The 15,655-nt window shown below is 67.8% G+C and carries 18 protein-coding genes; 10 read left to right on the top strand and 8 right to left on the bottom strand.

Translation table 11 applies throughout. The annotated features are described in order from the left end of the window. Positions 1–325 precede the first annotated feature (325 nt). From KLK06_RS35485 to KLK06_RS60385, 5 genes are all read right to left on the bottom strand, one after another. Positions 326–427 (bottom strand): DUF3703 domain-containing protein, encoded by a 102-nt coding sequence (locus KLK06_RS35485; protein ID WP_214640188.1) that lies wholly within the window; start codon positions 425–427, stop codon positions 326–328. Positions 428–713: 286 nt separating this feature from the next. Beyond that, the gene (locus tag KLK06_RS35480; RefSeq protein ID WP_214639990.1) at positions 714–911 is read right to left on the bottom strand and encodes a hypothetical protein; all 198 of its coding nucleotides are present in this window, start codon (positions 909–911) and stop codon (positions 714–716) included. Positions 912–1,013: 102 nt separating this feature from the next. After that, the gene (locus tag KLK06_RS35475; RefSeq protein WP_214639989.1) at positions 1,014–2,975 is read right to left on the bottom strand and encodes a PQQ-binding-like beta-propeller repeat protein; all 1,962 of its coding nucleotides are present in this window, start codon (positions 2,973–2,975) and stop codon (positions 1,014–1,016) included. Then, on the bottom strand, positions 2,965–3,315 hold the full coding sequence (locus tag KLK06_RS35470; protein WP_214639988.1) for a hypothetical protein: 351 nt from the start codon (positions 3,313–3,315) through the stop codon (positions 2,965–2,967). The genes KLK06_RS35475 and KLK06_RS35470 overlap by 11 nt, the downstream gene beginning before the upstream one ends. A 687-nt stretch (positions 3,316–4,002) precedes the next feature. Next, complete coding sequence (locus tag KLK06_RS60385; protein WP_250906527.1) at positions 4,003–4,239, bottom strand: YciI family protein; 237 nt, start codon at positions 4,237–4,239, stop codon at positions 4,003–4,005. Between the two features lie 338 nt (positions 4,240–4,577). Between KLK06_RS60385 and KLK06_RS35460 the strand changes: the two genes are divergently transcribed. The 5 genes from KLK06_RS35460 (at position 4,578) to KLK06_RS35440 (ending at position 7,704) form a co-directional block, all read left to right on the top strand. After that, positions 4,578–5,222: a DNA alkylation repair protein gene (locus KLK06_RS35460; RefSeq protein WP_214640187.1), complete on the top strand. Its 645-nt coding sequence runs from the start codon at positions 4,578–4,580 to the stop codon at positions 5,220–5,222. A gap of 180 nt (positions 5,223–5,402) precedes the next feature. Further along, positions 5,403–6,374, top strand: a complete 972-nt coding sequence (locus tag KLK06_RS35455) for a PLP-dependent cysteine synthase family protein (protein WP_214639986.1) — start codon at positions 5,403–5,405, stop codon at positions 6,372–6,374. 172 nt (positions 6,375–6,546) lie between these two features. After that, the gene (locus tag KLK06_RS35450) at positions 6,547–6,888 is read left to right on the top strand and encodes a pyridoxal-phosphate dependent enzyme (protein ID WP_214639985.1); all 342 of its coding nucleotides are present in this window, start codon (positions 6,547–6,549) and stop codon (positions 6,886–6,888) included. Then, positions 6,771–7,184, top strand: a complete 414-nt coding sequence (locus KLK06_RS63195; RefSeq protein ID WP_374197172.1) for a pyridoxal-phosphate dependent enzyme — start codon at positions 6,771–6,773, stop codon at positions 7,182–7,184. Before KLK06_RS35450 ends, KLK06_RS63195 begins: the two co-directional genes overlap by 118 nt. Further along, a complete protein-coding gene (locus tag KLK06_RS35440) occupies positions 7,132–7,704 on the top strand; it encodes a TetR/AcrR family transcriptional regulator (protein ID WP_214639983.1) in 573 nt (190 codons plus the stop codon). The genes KLK06_RS63195 and KLK06_RS35440 overlap by 53 nt, the downstream gene beginning before the upstream one ends. On the opposite strand, the gene KLK06_RS35435 is transcribed toward KLK06_RS35440, so the two are convergent. Further along, positions 7,701–8,387: an NmrA family NAD(P)-binding protein gene (locus KLK06_RS35435; protein WP_250906526.1), complete on the bottom strand. Its 687-nt coding sequence runs from the start codon at positions 8,385–8,387 to the stop codon at positions 7,701–7,703. The two genes, KLK06_RS35440 and KLK06_RS35435, sit on opposite strands and share 4 nt — an antisense overlap. Between KLK06_RS35435 and KLK06_RS35430 the strand changes: the two genes are divergently transcribed. The 3 genes from KLK06_RS35430 to KLK06_RS35420 all read left to right on the top strand — a co-directional run bounded on the left by KLK06_RS35430 (position 8,364) and on the right by KLK06_RS35420 (position 11,072). Then, on the top strand, positions 8,364–9,380 hold the full coding sequence (locus KLK06_RS35430) for a hypothetical protein (protein ID WP_250906525.1): 1,017 nt from the start codon (positions 8,364–8,366) through the stop codon (positions 9,378–9,380). The genes KLK06_RS35435 and KLK06_RS35430 overlap by 24 nt on opposite strands. Before the next feature lie 272 nt (positions 9,381–9,652). Further along, the gene (locus tag KLK06_RS35425) at positions 9,653–10,597 is read left to right on the top strand and encodes an NADP-dependent oxidoreductase (RefSeq protein ID WP_214639980.1); all 945 of its coding nucleotides are present in this window, start codon (positions 9,653–9,655) and stop codon (positions 10,595–10,597) included. Further along, the gene (locus tag KLK06_RS35420) at positions 10,536–11,072 is read left to right on the top strand and encodes an alpha/beta hydrolase fold domain-containing protein (RefSeq protein ID WP_284735222.1); all 537 of its coding nucleotides are present in this window, start codon (positions 10,536–10,538) and stop codon (positions 11,070–11,072) included. Before KLK06_RS35425 ends, KLK06_RS35420 begins: the two co-directional genes overlap by 62 nt. A 141-nt stretch (positions 11,073–11,213) precedes the next feature. On the opposite strand, the gene KLK06_RS35415 is transcribed toward KLK06_RS35420, so the two are convergent. Next, positions 11,214–12,776 carry an alpha/beta fold hydrolase gene (locus KLK06_RS35415; protein WP_214639978.1) on the bottom strand — a complete coding sequence of 521 codons (1,563 nt, stop codon included), beginning with the start codon at positions 12,774–12,776 and terminating at the stop codon, positions 11,214–11,216. Between the two features lie 285 nt (positions 12,777–13,061). On the opposite strand from KLK06_RS35415, the gene KLK06_RS35410 reads away from it, so the two are divergent. Further along, positions 13,062–13,478 carry a hypothetical protein gene (locus KLK06_RS35410; RefSeq protein ID WP_214639977.1) on the top strand — a complete coding sequence of 139 codons (417 nt, stop codon included), beginning with the start codon at positions 13,062–13,064 and terminating at the stop codon, positions 13,476–13,478. Then, positions 13,478–13,906, top strand: coding sequence for a MarR family winged helix-turn-helix transcriptional regulator (locus KLK06_RS35405; RefSeq protein ID WP_214639976.1), 429 nt, complete (start codon positions 13,478–13,480; stop codon positions 13,904–13,906). The genes KLK06_RS35410 and KLK06_RS35405 overlap by 1 nt, the downstream gene beginning before the upstream one ends. A gap of 154 nt (positions 13,907–14,060) precedes the next feature. On the opposite strand, the gene KLK06_RS35400 is transcribed toward KLK06_RS35405, so the two are convergent. Next, positions 14,061–15,635, bottom strand: a complete 1,575-nt coding sequence (locus tag KLK06_RS35400; protein ID WP_214639975.1) for an extracellular solute-binding protein — start codon at positions 15,633–15,635, stop codon at positions 14,061–14,063. Positions 15,636–15,655: the final 20 nt, after the last annotated feature.

Genomic DNA, 15,655 nt, shown 5'->3' with positions numbered 1-15,655 from the left:
AGCTCGAAGGCCCGTCCGGATGAGGTCACCGCGCTTGACCGCTCAGGAGGCGTCCCCATAGCTCGTTGGCTGCCGATGCGTTCGAGGACGGCATCGGCTCCATGCACCGGCTTGGGCGCCCCAGCCGTTCGCCGGGCCAGACCGGACGCTGTTGCGTCCTAGGCACTGCCCGGTGCCGCTCCAGGACCAACTGGTCATAGACAGCCCTTAGGTTCGCCGGAACTCTGGGCTTTCGAGGGGATTCGGGGATTGAACATCGGGCCCTGCCATCAGCGAAGCATCGCCTCGGTCGAGATACGGGGTCAGCCATGCCAGCCCGTGCCGGCTAGGCCGCTGACAGCGCGGCGGCCAGGTCCTCGGGAATGGGCATGGGTTGAGTCAGACCGACGGTGGCGCGGCCGGTGTTGCCCTCGGGACAGCGGCCCAGCGCTCACCTGAATCGGAGGTCATGCCTCACCTCTTACCCGTCTCCGCTCTGGCCGTGGCGCCGGCGCGCTTCTCAGAAGCCGAACGTCGAGTCCCTCCAGGGTGGCTTCGCGGACGTTCTCCCGTTCGGTCCCGGCCATCGCCGCGAAGAAGGCGTACAGCAGCCTCTCGGCCATCCTGATGGGAGCAACGACGACCCCGACGAGAGTAGCGAGGATTAGCCCGAACCGGTTGCTGGAAGTCCATCTCAGACGGGCATGATCTGGTGTTGAGCCTGGTGTCAACGTTCAGTTGATGTTTGACGGTTTGGCATCGGCTGATGCTTTACACCGTGCCTGGATCTCGTAGTCGATGTGGCCGCTGACTCGCAGCCCATTGACCTCCTTGACGGTGGTGCGGGAGTGCGCCGACAACAGCTTGCCCTCGAACAGCACCCGCAGCTGGGTGTTCTCCAGGACGACGGCGACGACCTTGCCCCGATGCACCTGGCCGACCTGGACCTTGCAGCCGGCCGCCTTGAGGGCTGCCAGACGGTCAAGGTCGGCACCTGCTGAATGCGGCTGGAGTAGGCGTCCTGATTGCGGGGGTCAGAGGCGGCCCGTCGCAGCGTCCAGTGCGTACACCTTGCCATCGGTGCTGCCGAAGTACACAAGCCCATCGACCACCACGGGACTGGACCAACTGATGTCGCCGAGGGTGGTACGGCTCCAGCGCACCTTGCCGGTGGTCGCGTCCAGCGCATGAAGCTTGTCATCGTGGCCGCCGATGTACACCATTCCGTTGGCCACCGCCGGACGGGAGTCGATCTTGTCGCCGGTGGCGTAGGTCCAGCGCACCCGGGCGGTGGCCGCGTCCAGCGCGTACACCTTGCCATCGCCGCCGCCGACGTACACCACTCCCTCGGTCACCGCAGGGCTGGAAAGGACGGCGCCGCCGGTGGGGCGGGTCCAGTACACCTGGCCGGTGGCCGCGTTCAGTGCGTACACCTTGCCGTCGCCGCTGCCGACGTACACCACTCCCTTGGCCACCGTAGGGCTGGAGTTGACGGCGCCGCCGGTGGGGCGGGTCCAGCGCACCCGGCCGGTGGCCGCGTCCAGTGCGTACACCTTGTCGTCGTTGCTGCCGATGTACACGATTCCGTCGGCCACCGCAGGACCGGAGTCGACGGCGCCGCCGGTGGGGCGGGTCCAGCGCACTCGGCCGGTCGCACCGTCCAGGGCATACACCTTGCCGTCGCGACTGCCGACGTACACCATTCCCCCGGCCACCGCCAGATTGGAGTTGACCTCGCCCCTGGTCGCATGGGTCCAGCGCACCCGGCCGGTGGCCGCGTCCAGCGCATGCACCTTCTTGTCGCGACTGCCGACATACACCATTCCGTCGGCCACCGCCGGACTGGAGTAGACGTGGCCGCCGGTGGTGTAGGTCCAGCTCACCCGGCCGGTGGCCGCGTCCAGCGCATGCACCTTGTCGTCGCTGCTGCCGATGTACACGATCCCGTCGGCCACTGTCGGGCTGGAGATGATGAAATCGCCGGTGGTGTAGGTCCAGCCGATCGCGTGGATCGGTGCGGTGGAAGCGCTGGGCGCAGTAGGCGTGCCGCCGGCGGAGCCGGCCGTTTGCGGCCCTCGTGAAGCCAGCAGCCACCACAGCAGCAGGCCGGCGGTGATGACGGCAAAGGTCGCGGTGGCGGTCACCGCGGTTCTCCATCCGGTCCGGGCCCGTGACGTAAGGGCGGCGCGACTGGACTCACCGGGGGGTGGGTCGGCGGGTCGGCTTGAAGAGGACGCCTGGCTTTGGGAAGCCGGGTTGCGGGTGAAGACAAGACGGCCGGCGGTGTCGGTGCCACGCTGGTTGGGCTCAGGCAGGCCCCGGCTGTGGAGACGGTGGCGCAGATGCGGGTAGAGCAGGTCCAAGGTGAGCCACTTTGGCCCGTCGGGCAGGCCGGTGCGGACCAGGTTCAGAAGTTCGCCGGTGAAGGAGGTGCAGGCGTTGGCCTGCCGGCCCAGCGGAGGAACATGAGCGGTGTGGTCGCTGGCGGTCAGCGTGTAGGCGCCACGGATGCCCGCGCTGTCGGCGACGCCCTCGGCGGACAGCGCCTGGACGGCACGGCCGGAGTAGCAGCAGTCCAGGATCACCACTTTGACCCGTGCGGGGCTGTCCAGCAGCGCTTGACGTAGGCGTTCGTACTCCAGGCCGGTGACGTCGGGATCACCCTCGTCCGTGCCGGTCAGGGGCAGGCACAGATGCCCGTTCTGCAGGATGATCCCGTGTCCGACGAAGTACACCAGCAACACATCTGCTGTGTCGCGGGCCAGACGCCGCAAGGTCCGCACGAGGCCGGCCACGTCGGCAGGGTTGGGGATGAGGGTGATCTGCTCCGCTGGCCAGCCGCACAGGGCGGGGTCCATCAGGACTTGATGCAGTCCGTCAAGGCTGTTGGCCGCAGCGAGTAGGGGTCGGAACGCCTTGTCGGCGTAAGCCGAGACACCGATCAGGATTGCCCGGGAGCGGGCATAGTCCGGCGAGCGGGGCGTCTCAGTGCTCATCGGGCGCTCGCAGTACTTGGCGCAGCAGCGGCGCGATGTCCTGGTCTTTGACCCGCCGGGCGTCTAGTTTCACCTCGCCGGAGGCTTTGACGGTGATGGTGACGTCCGCCCGGCGGGTGGCCAGCCAGACGGTCAGCGCCCGTGACAGGGCCGCGACCGCGCCTGCTGAACTGAGTGCCAAGACGAGCGTGTCCAAGGCCCCGCCCAGCTCGTCCTCCGCCGTCGGCCTCCGCACGACCCTTACCGTCCCGGTCAGCGCCCGCTCGCTGGTCAACCATTGCCACAACCCGGTGAACTCCGCTATCTCATCGCCACCTGTGAGCTGGATCTGTGCCTGCATCAGTCACCTCTATACCGATGGGACCATCACGCCAAGCAAAGCATGGGGAGCGGTCCCTTCATTGCGGAATGCATCAAAGCGTGACCAACTGACAACAGACCGTCAATGGATGCAACACCTTCTCTAAGGACGCCGAATGCCAACGTCCCGCCGTCGGGCATCGAACCCGGCAAAGGGGACAAGGCGCCGGAGAGATCGGATCCTGGCTGGCACTTGCTCGTCAACCGGGTGATCGCGGTGGGAAAACCGGCAGAACCACGCATAGGGGATTCCGCAGTTCCATGAAGAGCGCGTGGGGCGTCCAATGGACGAGGCGGTCGGCAAGACAGAAACATGCCTCTCGGAAAAAGCCATCCTGCGCCAGAATCAGGCCAGAACCGGACGGCCTCTGCTAGTAATTCTATTGTATTTGTCTTACTTGGAGACTTTTGTCGCACCGTGAGCCTCGGCCAGCGCGGTACGGTCCACTGCGAACGGTCCTGCTCCTGAAGCCGCAGCAGCCGACCGTCAGCGCCGGTCCGGGGATCCCATCGCGTTCCCAGGGCGAGAGCGCCACGGCATACGCCTCCTGAACACACTCCTCCGCCAGGTCCAGATCCTGCGCGACGCGCACCGTCACGGCGAGCACGAAAGCCCACTCGCCCCGATGCGCGTCGGCGACCGCCCGTCCCGCGTCCGCCGCAGCCGTCATCGGGCGATGGGCGCGATGCCGCCCGCGACGGGACGCACCTCCACACCGCCGCGACCCCACTGGACGGCGGGGTTACGACGCGCCAGGTCCAGGGCGGCGTCCAGGTCGGGAGCCTCGATGATGCAGACGCCGGCGATGACTTCCTTGGAGTCGATGAAGGGCCCGTCAGTGACCACGTCGCCGCGCAACGAGGTGGCGGTGTCGGCAGGCTGCAGCGCGTACGCTGCGATCATGGCGCCGGAGTCGACGAGGTCGTCGGCGTGCCGCTGGCTCGCCGCCTGCTGCTCGGGGTGTAGTCGCCGGCTGCGGCGTTGTCGAAGATGAGGATCGCGTACTGGGCCATGAGTGGGTCTCCTTGGCTGTGTGTCTGGTCGGTACGCCTCCACGTCGGACGGGCGACGCGAATTCGACAGACCGTACGCGAACTTTTCCCGATGCGCCCTGGCGCTGACCCTCGCGGACGATCCGGGCTTGGGGTCGCCAAGGCATACCGGACACCATCGGCCGTGGGCTAGGTTTCATGCGCGACGGACAGGAGGCTGAGGTGACCGAGACGACGGTGGCGCAGGTCATGGCTGAGTTGGCCGTGCTTGAGGACCCGAGGATGCGCGAGGTGAATGAGAAGCACGGTGACGATCACGGTGTGAACCTCGGCAAGCTACGCGCGCTCGCGAAGCAGCTCAAGACGCAGCAGGATCTCGCGCGCGAGCTCTGGAAGACGGATGACACCGGGGCGAAGCTCCTGGCGATCCTGATCTGCCGTCCGAAGGCATTCGAGCGCGATGAGCTGGACACCATGCTGCGCGAGACGCGCGCCCCCAAGGTGCACGACTGGCTCGTGAACTACGTGGTGAAGAAGAGCCCGTACTCCGAAGAGCTGCGCCTCGCCTGGTGTACGGATCCGGATTCAGTGGTCGCGAGTGCTGGCTGGGCGCTGACCACCGAGCGGGTCGCGAAGAAGCCCGAGGGCCTCGACCTCGCGGGATTGCTCGATGTCATCGAGGCGGAGATGAAGGACGCCCCGGATCGTCTGCAGTGGGCGATGAACCACTGCCTGGCGCAGATCGGGATTCAGCACGCCGAGCACCGCGCCCGTGCGATCGACATCGGCGAGCGCCTGGAAGTGCTCAAGGATTACCCGACTCCGCCGAACTGCACGTCTCCGTTCGCGCCCGTCTGGATCGCCGAGATGGTGCGCCGTCAGCACAAGAGATAGAGAGGTTCTGCCACGAGTCCGCGGGCTCCGGGCGGTCGAGCCGTTGGGCTGGTGCTTATCTGCACTTGGGCCGATCCGGCAACCGCAACGTCATTTCAGGGAAACGCGGGTGGATTCTTGACCGCCTCGCTCATGGCGAACGGGCGCGGTCTTTCGGACCGCACCTGACATGGTGGAACGGTGAACTGGAACACGCGAGCGCTCGACGTGCTGGCGCTGGGCGACCCCACCCCGCTGATCGACTTCCCGGTATCGGCACCCGGGATCAGGCTGCTGCTGAAGAACGAGTCCGCGCAGCCGACCGGGAGCCTGCGGCACCGGCACGCCAGAGCACTGTTCCGCCGGGCCGTGCTCGACGGGTCGATCGCCGAGGGCGTGACCGTGGTGGAGGCGACCGGCGGCAACGCGGCCGTGGCACAGGCCTGGTTCGCGCGGCGGCTCGGGCTGCCGTACATCGTCGTCATGCCGGGCGAGCGCAGCCAGGCGCGGGCGCGGCCGGTGGAGGAACTGGGCGGGGAGTGCCGGTTCGTGACACCGCCGCTGGCGATCTACAACGCTGCACGGGAGATCGACGGGCATTTCCTGGACCAGTTCGGGCGAGCCGCGCCGCATGACCTGGCGGAGGAGTTGTTCGGGCAGGTGCGGCCGGAATGGGTGGTGACGGGAGCGAGCACCGGAGCGACCTCGGCCACCCTCGGCCAGTGGATCCGGTCCCACGGTGAGAGCTGTCGGGTCGCGGTGGCGGATCCCGAGAATTCGGCCTATTTTCCGGGATGGACCCTCGACGCGCCCGACTACGGCACCGGGATGCCGTCGCGGATCGAAGGCATCGGACGGCCACGCGTCGAGCCCGGCTTCCGGCCCGACCTCGTGGACCTGATCGTCCCCGTGCCCGACGCGGCCAGCGTGGCGGCGGCCCGGCGCATCCGCGAGGTCACCGGGCTGCCGGTTGGCGCCTCGTCGGGCACCGCGTTGTGGGCGGCGCTGGAACTGGTCGAGCGCATGCGGGCCAGGAGCGAGACCGGCACGGTGGTGGCGCTGATCGGCGACGCGGCCGATCGACATCTGGCGACCTGTCACGACGACAGGTGGGCCGCCGGGAAAGGGCTGGACGTCGGGCAGTACACCGGCACACTGCGGCAGCGCACCTGAAACGTAGCGATTCATGAAAGGTGCGCTCTCCGGCAGTGTGGGGTGCGGGTGTTCGGACCTCTCAGTTCCACCAGACCGCAGTAGTAGCGGACCACGCCAGTCAACTGCCATGGGTCGGCCGGGTCCATGGCGTTGACGGTCAAGGCGGCATCCTCGGGTGTATCGTCTCGGCGTGCTCAAGACGCGGCTTGATCTTGACCGGATCCACGCGGCCCGCCGCGTGATCGACCCCATATTTCTGCATACGCCGATGTACCAATGCGATGCACTGGGACGCCGACTTGGCTGCACAGTGAGTATCAAACTGGAAACGGCGAACCCGGTCCGCAGCTTCAAGGCCCGGGGTACCGAGCTTGTCGCGAGCCTGCTGACCGAGCAGGGCCGGACCGCAGTGGTGTGCGCCAGTGCCGGCAACCTCGGCCAGGCGCTCAGTTGGTCAGGCCGCCGCCGTGGCCTCGATGTGACGGTCGTGGCATCGCGGCGGGCCCCCGTTGCCAAGCACGATCGGCCTTGAGTTGGCGGGCGAGGAATCCACGTTTCCTGGACGACCTCCTCACGGTGGCTGACGACGCCGTCCTTGTCCGCGAGTCGTCGATCATCGCGGGCATGCAGCTGCTTCTGGAGCACACGGGTCTGGTCGTCGAGCCGTCAGCTGCCCTAGGCGTCGCTGCCGTTCTGGAAGACCGTGACCGTTTCGTCGGCCGTCACGTCGTCACTGTCATCTGCGGCAGCAACGCTCGCGTAGGGTGTGTTGTTCATGACCTCCACGCGAACGCGCAAGCCCCGGAAGGATGCGGCGGAGAACACTGAGCGGCTGATTGCTGCAGCTGTGCGTGCGGGGCTGGCCGAGGGTAAGTTCGTTCCGCTGGAGCAGATCGCTGCTGAGGCGGGAGTCGGGATCGGGACGCTCTACCGTCGCTACCCGAACCGGGAGGCGCTGCTTGAGGCGATGGCGGTCCGCGCCTATCGTCTGATCCTGGCCGAGGCCGAGGACGCGCTGACGTCCGGCGATACCGGTCATGACTCGATCAGCCGGTTCCTCCATCAAACCTTCGCTCATCGCGACGAACTGGTGCTTCCGCTCCACGGAGCGCCCATGACCGAGGGCACCGAGTCCGCGGAGCTGCGCGCGCGCATGCAGCAGACCATGGGCGCCATCCTCGAGCGCGGCCATCAGGACGGTTCGGTCCGCACGGATGTGAATGCGGGGACCGTGGTGCGTTTCGGGGCGATGCTCGCGCAGCCGATGTCGAACGTGCCCGGCTGGGCAGAGGCGGCCGCCGAGCTGCGCGCGGTGTTCCTGCGCGGCATCGCACCCGATCGCGGTTAGTTCGACGCGTCAGTTCCGGCGCGCGCGGGACCCTGGTCCGATACCCATGCTGCGAAGTCGCGCACGTCGGGGACGAGGTGGCGCGTGACGTCGAAGTCGGCCTGGTAGGCGGGGACGGTGGTGAACCACTGGAACATCGCTCGCATGTCCTCGTCATTACCGAGCACATCGATCGGCAGCCCTTCGTACCGCGTCGGTCGGCCGAGCTTGGCTGCGATCCGGTCGGCCACCTGAGCCATGGTGAGCTCATCGCCGGCGAGTTCGACCGCATCACCATCGATTGCATCAGGGACGATCAAGAGACGCGCGGCGGCGGCGCCGATGTCGCGAACGGCGATCATCTGGAGCGGAACGTCACCCGCAACCGGCAGGCGAAGCACCAGCTCCCCACTCCCGCCGTCGGCGAGCTGCGGCGCCAGGTTTTCCATGAAGAACGTCGGGCGGACGAACTTCGTCGGCACCACCTTGCTAAGCCGCTGTTCGACCCGGTGCTTGCTCTCGAAGTGCGGGATCCCTGTCGCTCGCTCTGCCCCGCCGACCGACGAGTACACGACGTGCGGCACGCCCGCGCGTGCTGCGGCACCCGCGACGGTCACACCGCGGCGATCGATCCCGAGTCGCGCGTCGCCGTGGTTGGGGCCGGCGCAACCTGGTCTGCGATGAACGCCGCCGCCGAACAGCATGGCTTGCTCGGATTAGCCGGCTCAGCCCCGAGTGTGTCCGTGTCCGGTTACACCTTCGGCGGCGGCATCGGTTGGCTTGTCCGACGGGATGGACTTGCCAGTGGAGCACTTCGTGCCGTCCACTATGTCGACGGCAGCGGTCGTTCCCGCACCGCTGCGGACGATGCCACCGACGAGGTCGATCGAGCGGCGATTTGGGCCTTCCGCGGAGCGGGGGGAGTCGGGATCGCTCACACGCTGGAGTTCGACCTCGTCCCAGCGGCGGACCTCCATGCCGGAGCACTGCTGTGGCATGCCGACGCGCTACCGAAACTCGTCGCAGCATGGTCGAGCACCATCGGAACAGTCGGTAGCAGCGTTTCCTCCAGCATCGCGGTGCTCCACGTGCCGCCTCTGCCCCCGTTCCCGGAGGAACTGCACGGGAGAGTCGCAGTTCACCTCGCGATCGCCGATCCTGACGGGCCCGTAGCGGCAACTCCGCTGCTCGACGCGATGCGGGCGGCAGCGGAGCCTGTCTCCGACAGCTGGAGCCCAACCGACGCGGCGGGACTTGCGCGGATCCACCTCGATCCACCTACGGCAACCCCGGCCATCGGCGACGCGCGGTGGCTCGACGCATCGACCCCTGTCATCGCCGAAGCGCTCCTCTCGACAGCCGCGGCAGACGACGCCCCGATCGTGATGATGGAGATCCGCCACGTGGCGGGCGCACCGGTCAGGCGCATCGGGGCCGTTGTGGCCCCGCCGGGCGACTTCATCTACCACGCGGTTGCGCCGCTCAACCTGTTCCCCCGTGAACGGATCGAAGCAGGGTTCGCTCGGGCACGATCTGTCTGGTCGATTGCCGACGCCGGCTCGACGCCGGGCTCGTGGGTCGAGGGCGCGGCCAGCGTGCCGGATGCGCTGCCGGCGGATGTCCGGAAGCGGTCCGCGGCGATCGCCGACGCTGTAGACCCGGACGCCCGAATCCGCCGCTCGCGCCTGCTCGGATGATTCCGCGGCGCTCGTTGACCCAGCGATGGGGCCGGGGCGCGATCAGGCTCCGCCGCGGGCGACGAGTCCGGCCTTCTCCAGCAGGCCCACCTGGTGAGTCAGGCCGCTGCGGCTGTACACAACCCCGTCTGCCAGCTCGGTCATGCGCCGGCTGCCGTTCTTCGGCCAAGCCGCAATCGCACTTGCTTCGAATTCGAAGCAGTGCTAGCTTCGTTTCACGGAAGTGCTTCGAATCCGAAGCATATTGACTCCCTCGAAGAAAGAAGTTCGTCATGAAGGCAGTGCGATTCCACGAGTACGGCGATGCTGATGTCCTGCGCTACGAGGACGTGGCGCTGCCCGTCCCCAGCGCTGGTGAGGTTCGCGTCCGGGTCGCGGCGACGTCGTTCAACCCGGTCGACGCCGGTATTCGCGGCGGTGGTCTCCAGGGCCCGTTCCCGGTGACGCTCCCGCACACGCCTGGCATCGACGTCGCCGGAACGGTCGACGCGCTCGGTGACGGCGTCGACGCGGTGGCGGTCGGTGACGAGGTCGTCGGATTCCTCCCGATGATCGGCGACGGCGCAGCTGCTGAGTACGTCATCGCGCCCGCCGAGGTCCTGGCGGCCGCGCCTTCGAGCGTGCCGCTCGCTGACGCGGCGGCCCTGCCACTGGTGGGCCTGACCGCATGGCAGGCACTGTTCGAACTCGGCGAGCTCACCGCCGGGCAACGCGTGCTCATCACCGGCGCCGGAGGCGCTGTCGGTGCCTACGCGGTGCAGCTGGCAAAGAACGTCGGCGCGCACGTCATCGCCACGGCGAGCCCGCGCAGCGCGGACCGGGTCCGGGCCGCCGGTGCCGACGAGGTCCTCGACCACACCGCGACCGACGTGGTGGATGCGGTGACCCAGCCGGTCGACCTCTTGCTCAACCTCGCACCGATCGAGCCCTCGCAGCTCGCCGACCAGGCCGCTCTCGTGCGGTCCGGCGGGGCCGTGGTCAACACCACGGTGTGGATGCAGGCGCCGAGCGACGAAACGCGCCATGTGCGCGGGCTCAACGTCTTCGTCCGGAGTGACTCCAAGCAGCTCGCCGGCCTCGTGGCGGCGATCGACCGAGGCGAACTTCACATCGACATCAGCCGCCGTATCCAGCTCAAGGACCTCCCGGCCTTCCATGCGGAAGTCGCCGCCGCTGCCGTGTCCGGCAAGGTCGTCGTCCTTGCGCCGACCGCCTGACCCGCTCATCCGCAGCGCCGGTGGGGGTATGGCGGCCGCACTCTCGATCCTCAGCCGCGACCGCCGCGGCCCGCAGATCGCCCGGCAGATCCTCCTGATGCCGATGCTCGACGACCGGAACACCACCCCGGACCCGCACATCGCACCTCTCGCCGTGTGGACCTACGACGACAGCCGCACCGCCTGGCCCGCACTCCTCGGCGACGCGGCCGGCGGGCCTGGCGTCCCGGCCACCGCCACCCCGGCTCGCCTCGAGAACGCGACCGACCTGCCGCCGGCCTACCTCGAAATCGGGCAGATCGCCGCCTTCCGCGACGAAGCCAGCGCCTACGCCATCACGCTCAGCCGCGCTGGCGTCCCGGTCGAGTTTCACCTCCACCCCGGAGTCCCGCACGAATTCGACTCCATCGCCTTCAACGCGGACGTCTCCCGACGCGCGATCGCCGACCGCATCCGCGTCCTGAAGTCAATCTGAAAACGACGCACTGGAGTTCGCTCGATACCGCCCCGATTCCCTCAGCACCGCCAAGGCCGCCGGGCTTGTTACCTGCAGCAGAGGTCCCAGCCGTATGAGAAGACCGCCGGACCGCGGTGTGCCGCGGTCCGGGGGCTCTGGTTACCTACCGGCCATGGCGGCCCAGTGCTGCTTGTCCGTTGGCCACGTCTTCTGCTGTTGCTGCTTGAGCATGCTTTCCTCAGGCGTGCCCACGGCGCAGCGGGTGCCGGGCGGGGGCACGGTCAGAGCGATCAGGTACTGGTCGATGATGTCCGTCTGGCACTTGTCCTTGCCGTAGATGCGGTGCCCCCAGCCCTCATAGGTGAGCAGCACGGCCTTCGGGCCGAGTTGCCGCGCGGCGTTGGCGGACCACATGTACGGCGTGGCGGGATCATGCAGCGAGTTTCCCAGCAGGATCGGTGTGTCGCCCGTGTACTTGAGCTGGTGCGGTGGGTTGGTCGTCGTGGAGTTGAGGCAGATGGGCATGTCGTCGATCGGGTACGGGTGATACCCCACGTCGGGCGCGAGGCGCTTGGAAACGCCCATGTAGAAGGCGTATTCGGCGTAGTTCCGCACCCGGAGGTTGTAGTCCTGGCAGAGGATCCGGGTGGGCAGCTGGGCGGTGTCGCCCTCCACGGGCCCCCGGCCCTCCAGCGGCGGCACCCACGACGGCTCGGGCCCGCCGCTCAGCCAGTTGATGACCTCACTCAGCAGGCGCCAGTCGGGCCCCTCGGTGCCGAGCGCCGCGTTGTAGATGACCTGCAGCTCGGTCATCGGGCGGTCCGGGGCGGTCGGGTAGCGCAGTTCGCCACGCCGGGCCTTGGCCCGCAGATCCCGCCACATCTGACGGACGTCACGCCCGTGCAGGACGCAGCTGGTGTCGGCCTCGCACCATCCCACGAACTCGTCGAAGGAGTCCTCGATGGCGATCGCCTCGGTGCTGAGGAAGCCCGCGACGCCGAGGCTGTGGTCCATGTTGCTGTCGAGAGCGAGGGCCCGGATCCGGTTCGGGAACATCTCGGCGTACATCTGGCCCATCAGCGTCCCGTAGGAGATGCCGTAGTAGGTCAGCTTCTCCTCGCCGAGGGCGGAGCGGAGGGCGTCCATGTCGCGCGCGACGTTGCGTGAGTCGACGTGGTCGTACAGGGGGCCGGTGCGTGCCCGGCAGTCCTGGTGCAGCTTTTTGGTGAAGGCGTCCCAGGCGTTGTAGTCGGCCTGGCTCGACATGACGGTGTGCGGCATCTGGTTGTACACCGAGGCCGAGCAGATCACCGGGTGGCTGCGGCCCACGCCCCGGGGGTCGAAGCCGACGATGTCGAAGCGCTTCTGCAGCTCCTCGGTGTAGGAGCCGGGAGCGCCGTACACGGCCTCCACGCCCGATCCGCCCGGGCCGCCAGGGTTGATCACCAGGGAGCCGACACGAGCCGTCGGGTCGGTGGCCTTGCGCCGGGCGATGGCCAGGTCGATGGTCTCGCCGTTCGGCTTGGACCAGTCGATGGGGACGGTCAGCTTGCCGCACTCGGCACTGGGTTCCTCCTCACAGGGCGCCCAGGTGATGCTGCTCTGTCGTGTGGCCGTGGTGGTGCCGGCTTCTGGCTCGGTCGCCGCGCCGGCCGCGGGAACAGGTAAAAGTGCCGCCAGTGCGAGGAATGCGGTAGCGAGCAGGTTTGTCCTTCTTCGCACGTTGCTCCAATCTTGGTCGGCCTGCACGCCCCCCGTTTTACGAGCGTGCGGCCAGCATTGATCATGGCTTGTGCGGGATGTTGATGGGACTTGTACTCATAAATTGTGGAAAGTCGACGCACCCCGGACAGGCAGTGTCGTTCAGCACATTTACCTTGTCCGCGAGGCCGCTGGTCGGGGCGGGAATCGGTATGCGCCCGGAGGTTGGAGGTTCCACGTGGACAGATAGTCTTCGCGTAGATAGTCTTCGCATTGATTGTCTGTCGAGAGCGGGGAGGACCCCTGATGTGGACGTACGAGCACAGCATCGAGACCGATGCCATGCCCGAGGCGATCTGGCGCCTGTGGGCTGATGTTGAGAGCTGGGGAGCCTGGAACGCCGACATCGAGAGCATCCAGATCAGTGGCCCGTTCGCGGCGGGTGCTGAGATCGTGATGACTCCGGCCGGACAGGACCCGGTGCGCCTGCGCGTCGCCGAGGCAACCGTCGACGAGCTGTTCGTGGACGAGGCTCGTATCGACGGCCTGGTCCTGCGCACTGTTCACCGGCTTGACCGGGGCGAGCGACTCCGCACTCGGATGGTGTACCGGATGGAGATCACGGGTGCCGCGGCCGACGAACTCGGGCCGCAGATCGGCCCGGCGGTCACCGCCGACTGGCCTGCCACCATGGCCACCCTCGTCGAGCGGGCGGGCGGCTGATGGCGCTCAGCCCTGGCGAAAGCCCGGGTTTCCTGCTCTGGCACGCCACGCTGCGTTGGCAGCGCGACATCGCCGCCGCCCTGATCCCCCTCGGCCTCACGCACGTCCAGTTCGTGCTGCTGGCCTGCACCTGGTGGCTCAACACCCACGGGGAGCACCCCAACCAGCTGGCTCTCGCCCGCCAGGCCGGCACCGACGTCAAGATGACCTCGCAGGTCCTGCGTGCTCTGGAGACCAAAGGACTGGTTGAGCGGGAGGTCGATCCCGCCGACACCCGCGCCAAGCGGTTGCGGGTCACCGCTGTCGGCGCCGAGCTGGCGCCCCGCGCGATCGCCGCCGTCGAACAGGTCGACGCGCGCTTCTTCAAGCCGGTGGTCCTCAACGACGCGGTCACCCTGCTCGCCCGCTTGGCCCATCCCGAGTCCTGAGGCGCCCCACGGCATTTCGCGGGCACCGCGCCTGGTGACCCGTGCACCACCACGCTGACCCGCCGAGGTACAGGTCGTGGAACGGCGGACGGCGCAGTCGCATCAGGCGGGCCCTCCCGGAGGATCCGGGAGGGCCTGGTGTGCCGTGTGGTGGTCACTGCCCCTTGAGGTAAGCGTCGGCCTGCTTGGCCATCTCGGCCTGCAGCTTGGCCAGGCCGGCCCGGTCGAGGGCCTTCTTCAGCTTGTCCAGCCCCTGGTCGACGTCGACCGCGCCGATGAACAACGGATTGGCGAACTGCGTCAGGGCGGCGGTGACCTGGGTGTTCTCCCGCTTCACCGGCTCGGGGTCTGGGGTGAAGCTGGCGTACGGGTCGATGGTGAAGTTGTCGGCCTTCTGCGCCCAGTCGAACCAGGCCGCCTCGGACGCGGTCATGTCCTTGATCCGGCGCTCCAGCTTGGCCCGCCAGGAGAGCGCGAAGCCCGGGAAGGTGTAGGTGGACAGCATCTCGTACTTGTCGTCGCCGATGGGGTTCCAGTCCTTGCCCTGGATGCCGTACGTGATCAGGTCGTGGTTCTCCTTGATCGACAGCCAGTCCTCCAGTTGCATGGCCTTCTCGTTGCTCTGCCCCTTGGCGTTGAGCACGAGGAAGTTGTCGGCCTGGAAGGTCTGGTACGGCTTGGCGTCCTTGCCGCCCTTGAGCGGGACCACGTTGGACAGCATCGCACCGGGGACGTTCTTGGTCAGCTCGGGCAGCATCTGCGAGGTCAGGCCATCGGTCATGGCCCAGGCCGTGGCGAAGCGGCCGGCCTTGAACTGGGACTCGAGCGCCTTGGAGTCCACGGTGAGCGCGTTCTTGTTGATCAGACCGTCCTGGTAGTACTTGCGTACCAGGCGGAGCGCGTCCAGCATGCCCGGCGCCTCCCAGAACGGCACCGGGTTGGCGGAGCCGGTCTGCTTGCCGTCGGCGGCGAGGACGAAGGCGAGCGATTCGCCGGTGAAGGACGCGATGCTCGTGCGGGGGTTCTCCCACATGTAGGGGTTGAGCCAGCCGACCGGGTTCCACGCGACCAGCAGTTTGGGCATGCGGGAGTTGACCCCGATCGGGGTGATGTCCTTTTCCTTCTGCTTGACGTCGTACCAGAACTTCTCCAGGCCGGCGAAGTCGGCGATCTCGCTCATGCCGTACTTGTCGGCCAGATCCTGGCGGATGGCGAAGTGGTGGAAGCGAGCGACCGAGTTGATCTGCGGCAGGCCGTACAGCTTGCCGCTCCACCGGTTCAGCTCGACGATCTTGGGGTCCAGGGTGGCGGTCAGGTTGGGGTACTTGCCGCTGCCGAGCAGGGAGCTCAGCTCCACGATCGAGCCGCTGGCGGCGAGCTGGGTCATGTTGAGCCAGCGGGCCTGCAGCGCGGTGTCGAAGCCCTCCCCGGCGGTGAACTTCAGCAGCGCCTGCTGGCCGTAGTTGGCCCACGGGATGAACTGCGGCTTGATGGTGAAGCCCTGCTCGGCCTGGAGCTTCTTGTTGACCTCGGCCAGGACGGCGTCCCAGCCGGCCGGCACGTCGCCGGGGAGCAGCAGGCTGAGCGTGAGCGCCTTGCCGGGCGCGCTGCTCTGGCTTCCCGCCGACCGCTGCGACGAGGAGCAGCCGGCACCGGCGAAGAGCGCGGCGAGGGTGAGGCCACCTCCGACGCTCAGCAGGCCGCGCCGAGACAAGTTCTGATCAGACACGGTGTCTCCTTGTTGGGGGG

This window comes from Nonomuraea sp. NEAU-A123, assembly GCF_018603905.1.
Lineage (GTDB): Bacteria > Actinomycetota > Actinomycetes > Streptosporangiales > Streptosporangiaceae > Nonomuraea.
This window is presented reverse-complemented; position numbering and strand designations above follow the sequence as displayed.

Bases quoted from the DNA above. Each gene is read 5' to 3' on its own strand.
- KLK06_RS35430 (WP_250906525.1), top strand. From the start codon at position 8,364: ATGAACGCCGCCGCCGAACAGCATGGCTTGCTCGGATTAGCCGGCTCA.
- KLK06_RS35410 (WP_214639977.1), top strand. From the start codon at position 13,062: ATGTGGACGTACGAGCACAGCATCGAGACCGATGCCATGCCCGAGGCG.
- KLK06_RS35440 (WP_214639983.1), top strand. From the start codon at position 7,132: ATGACCTCCACGCGAACGCGCAAGCCCCGGAAGGATGCGGCGGAGAAC.
- KLK06_RS35435 (WP_250906526.1), bottom strand. From the start codon at position 8,387: ATGCTGTTCGGCGGCGGCGTTCATCGCAGACCAGGTTGCGCCGGCCCC.
- KLK06_RS35470 (WP_214639988.1), bottom strand. From the start codon at position 3,315: ATGCAGGCACAGATCCAGCTCACAGGTGGCGATGAGATAGCGGAGTTC.
- KLK06_RS60385 (WP_250906527.1), bottom strand. From the start codon at position 4,239: ATGATCGCAGCGTACGCGCTGCAGCCTGCCGACACCGCCACCTCGTTG.
- KLK06_RS35425 (WP_214639980.1), top strand. From the start codon at position 9,653: ATGAAGGCAGTGCGATTCCACGAGTACGGCGATGCTGATGTCCTGCGC.
- KLK06_RS35475 (WP_214639989.1), bottom strand. From the start codon at position 2,975: ATGAGCACTGAGACGCCCCGCTCGCCGGACTATGCCCGCTCCCGGGCA.
- KLK06_RS35420 (WP_284735222.1), top strand. From the start codon at position 10,536: ATGCGGAAGTCGCCGCCGCTGCCGTGTCCGGCAAGGTCGTCGTCCTTG.
- KLK06_RS35405 (WP_214639976.1), top strand. From the start codon at position 13,478: ATGGCGCTCAGCCCTGGCGAAAGCCCGGGTTTCCTGCTCTGGCACGCC.
- KLK06_RS35460 (WP_214640187.1), top strand. From the start codon at position 4,578: ATGGCTGAGTTGGCCGTGCTTGAGGACCCGAGGATGCGCGAGGTGAAT.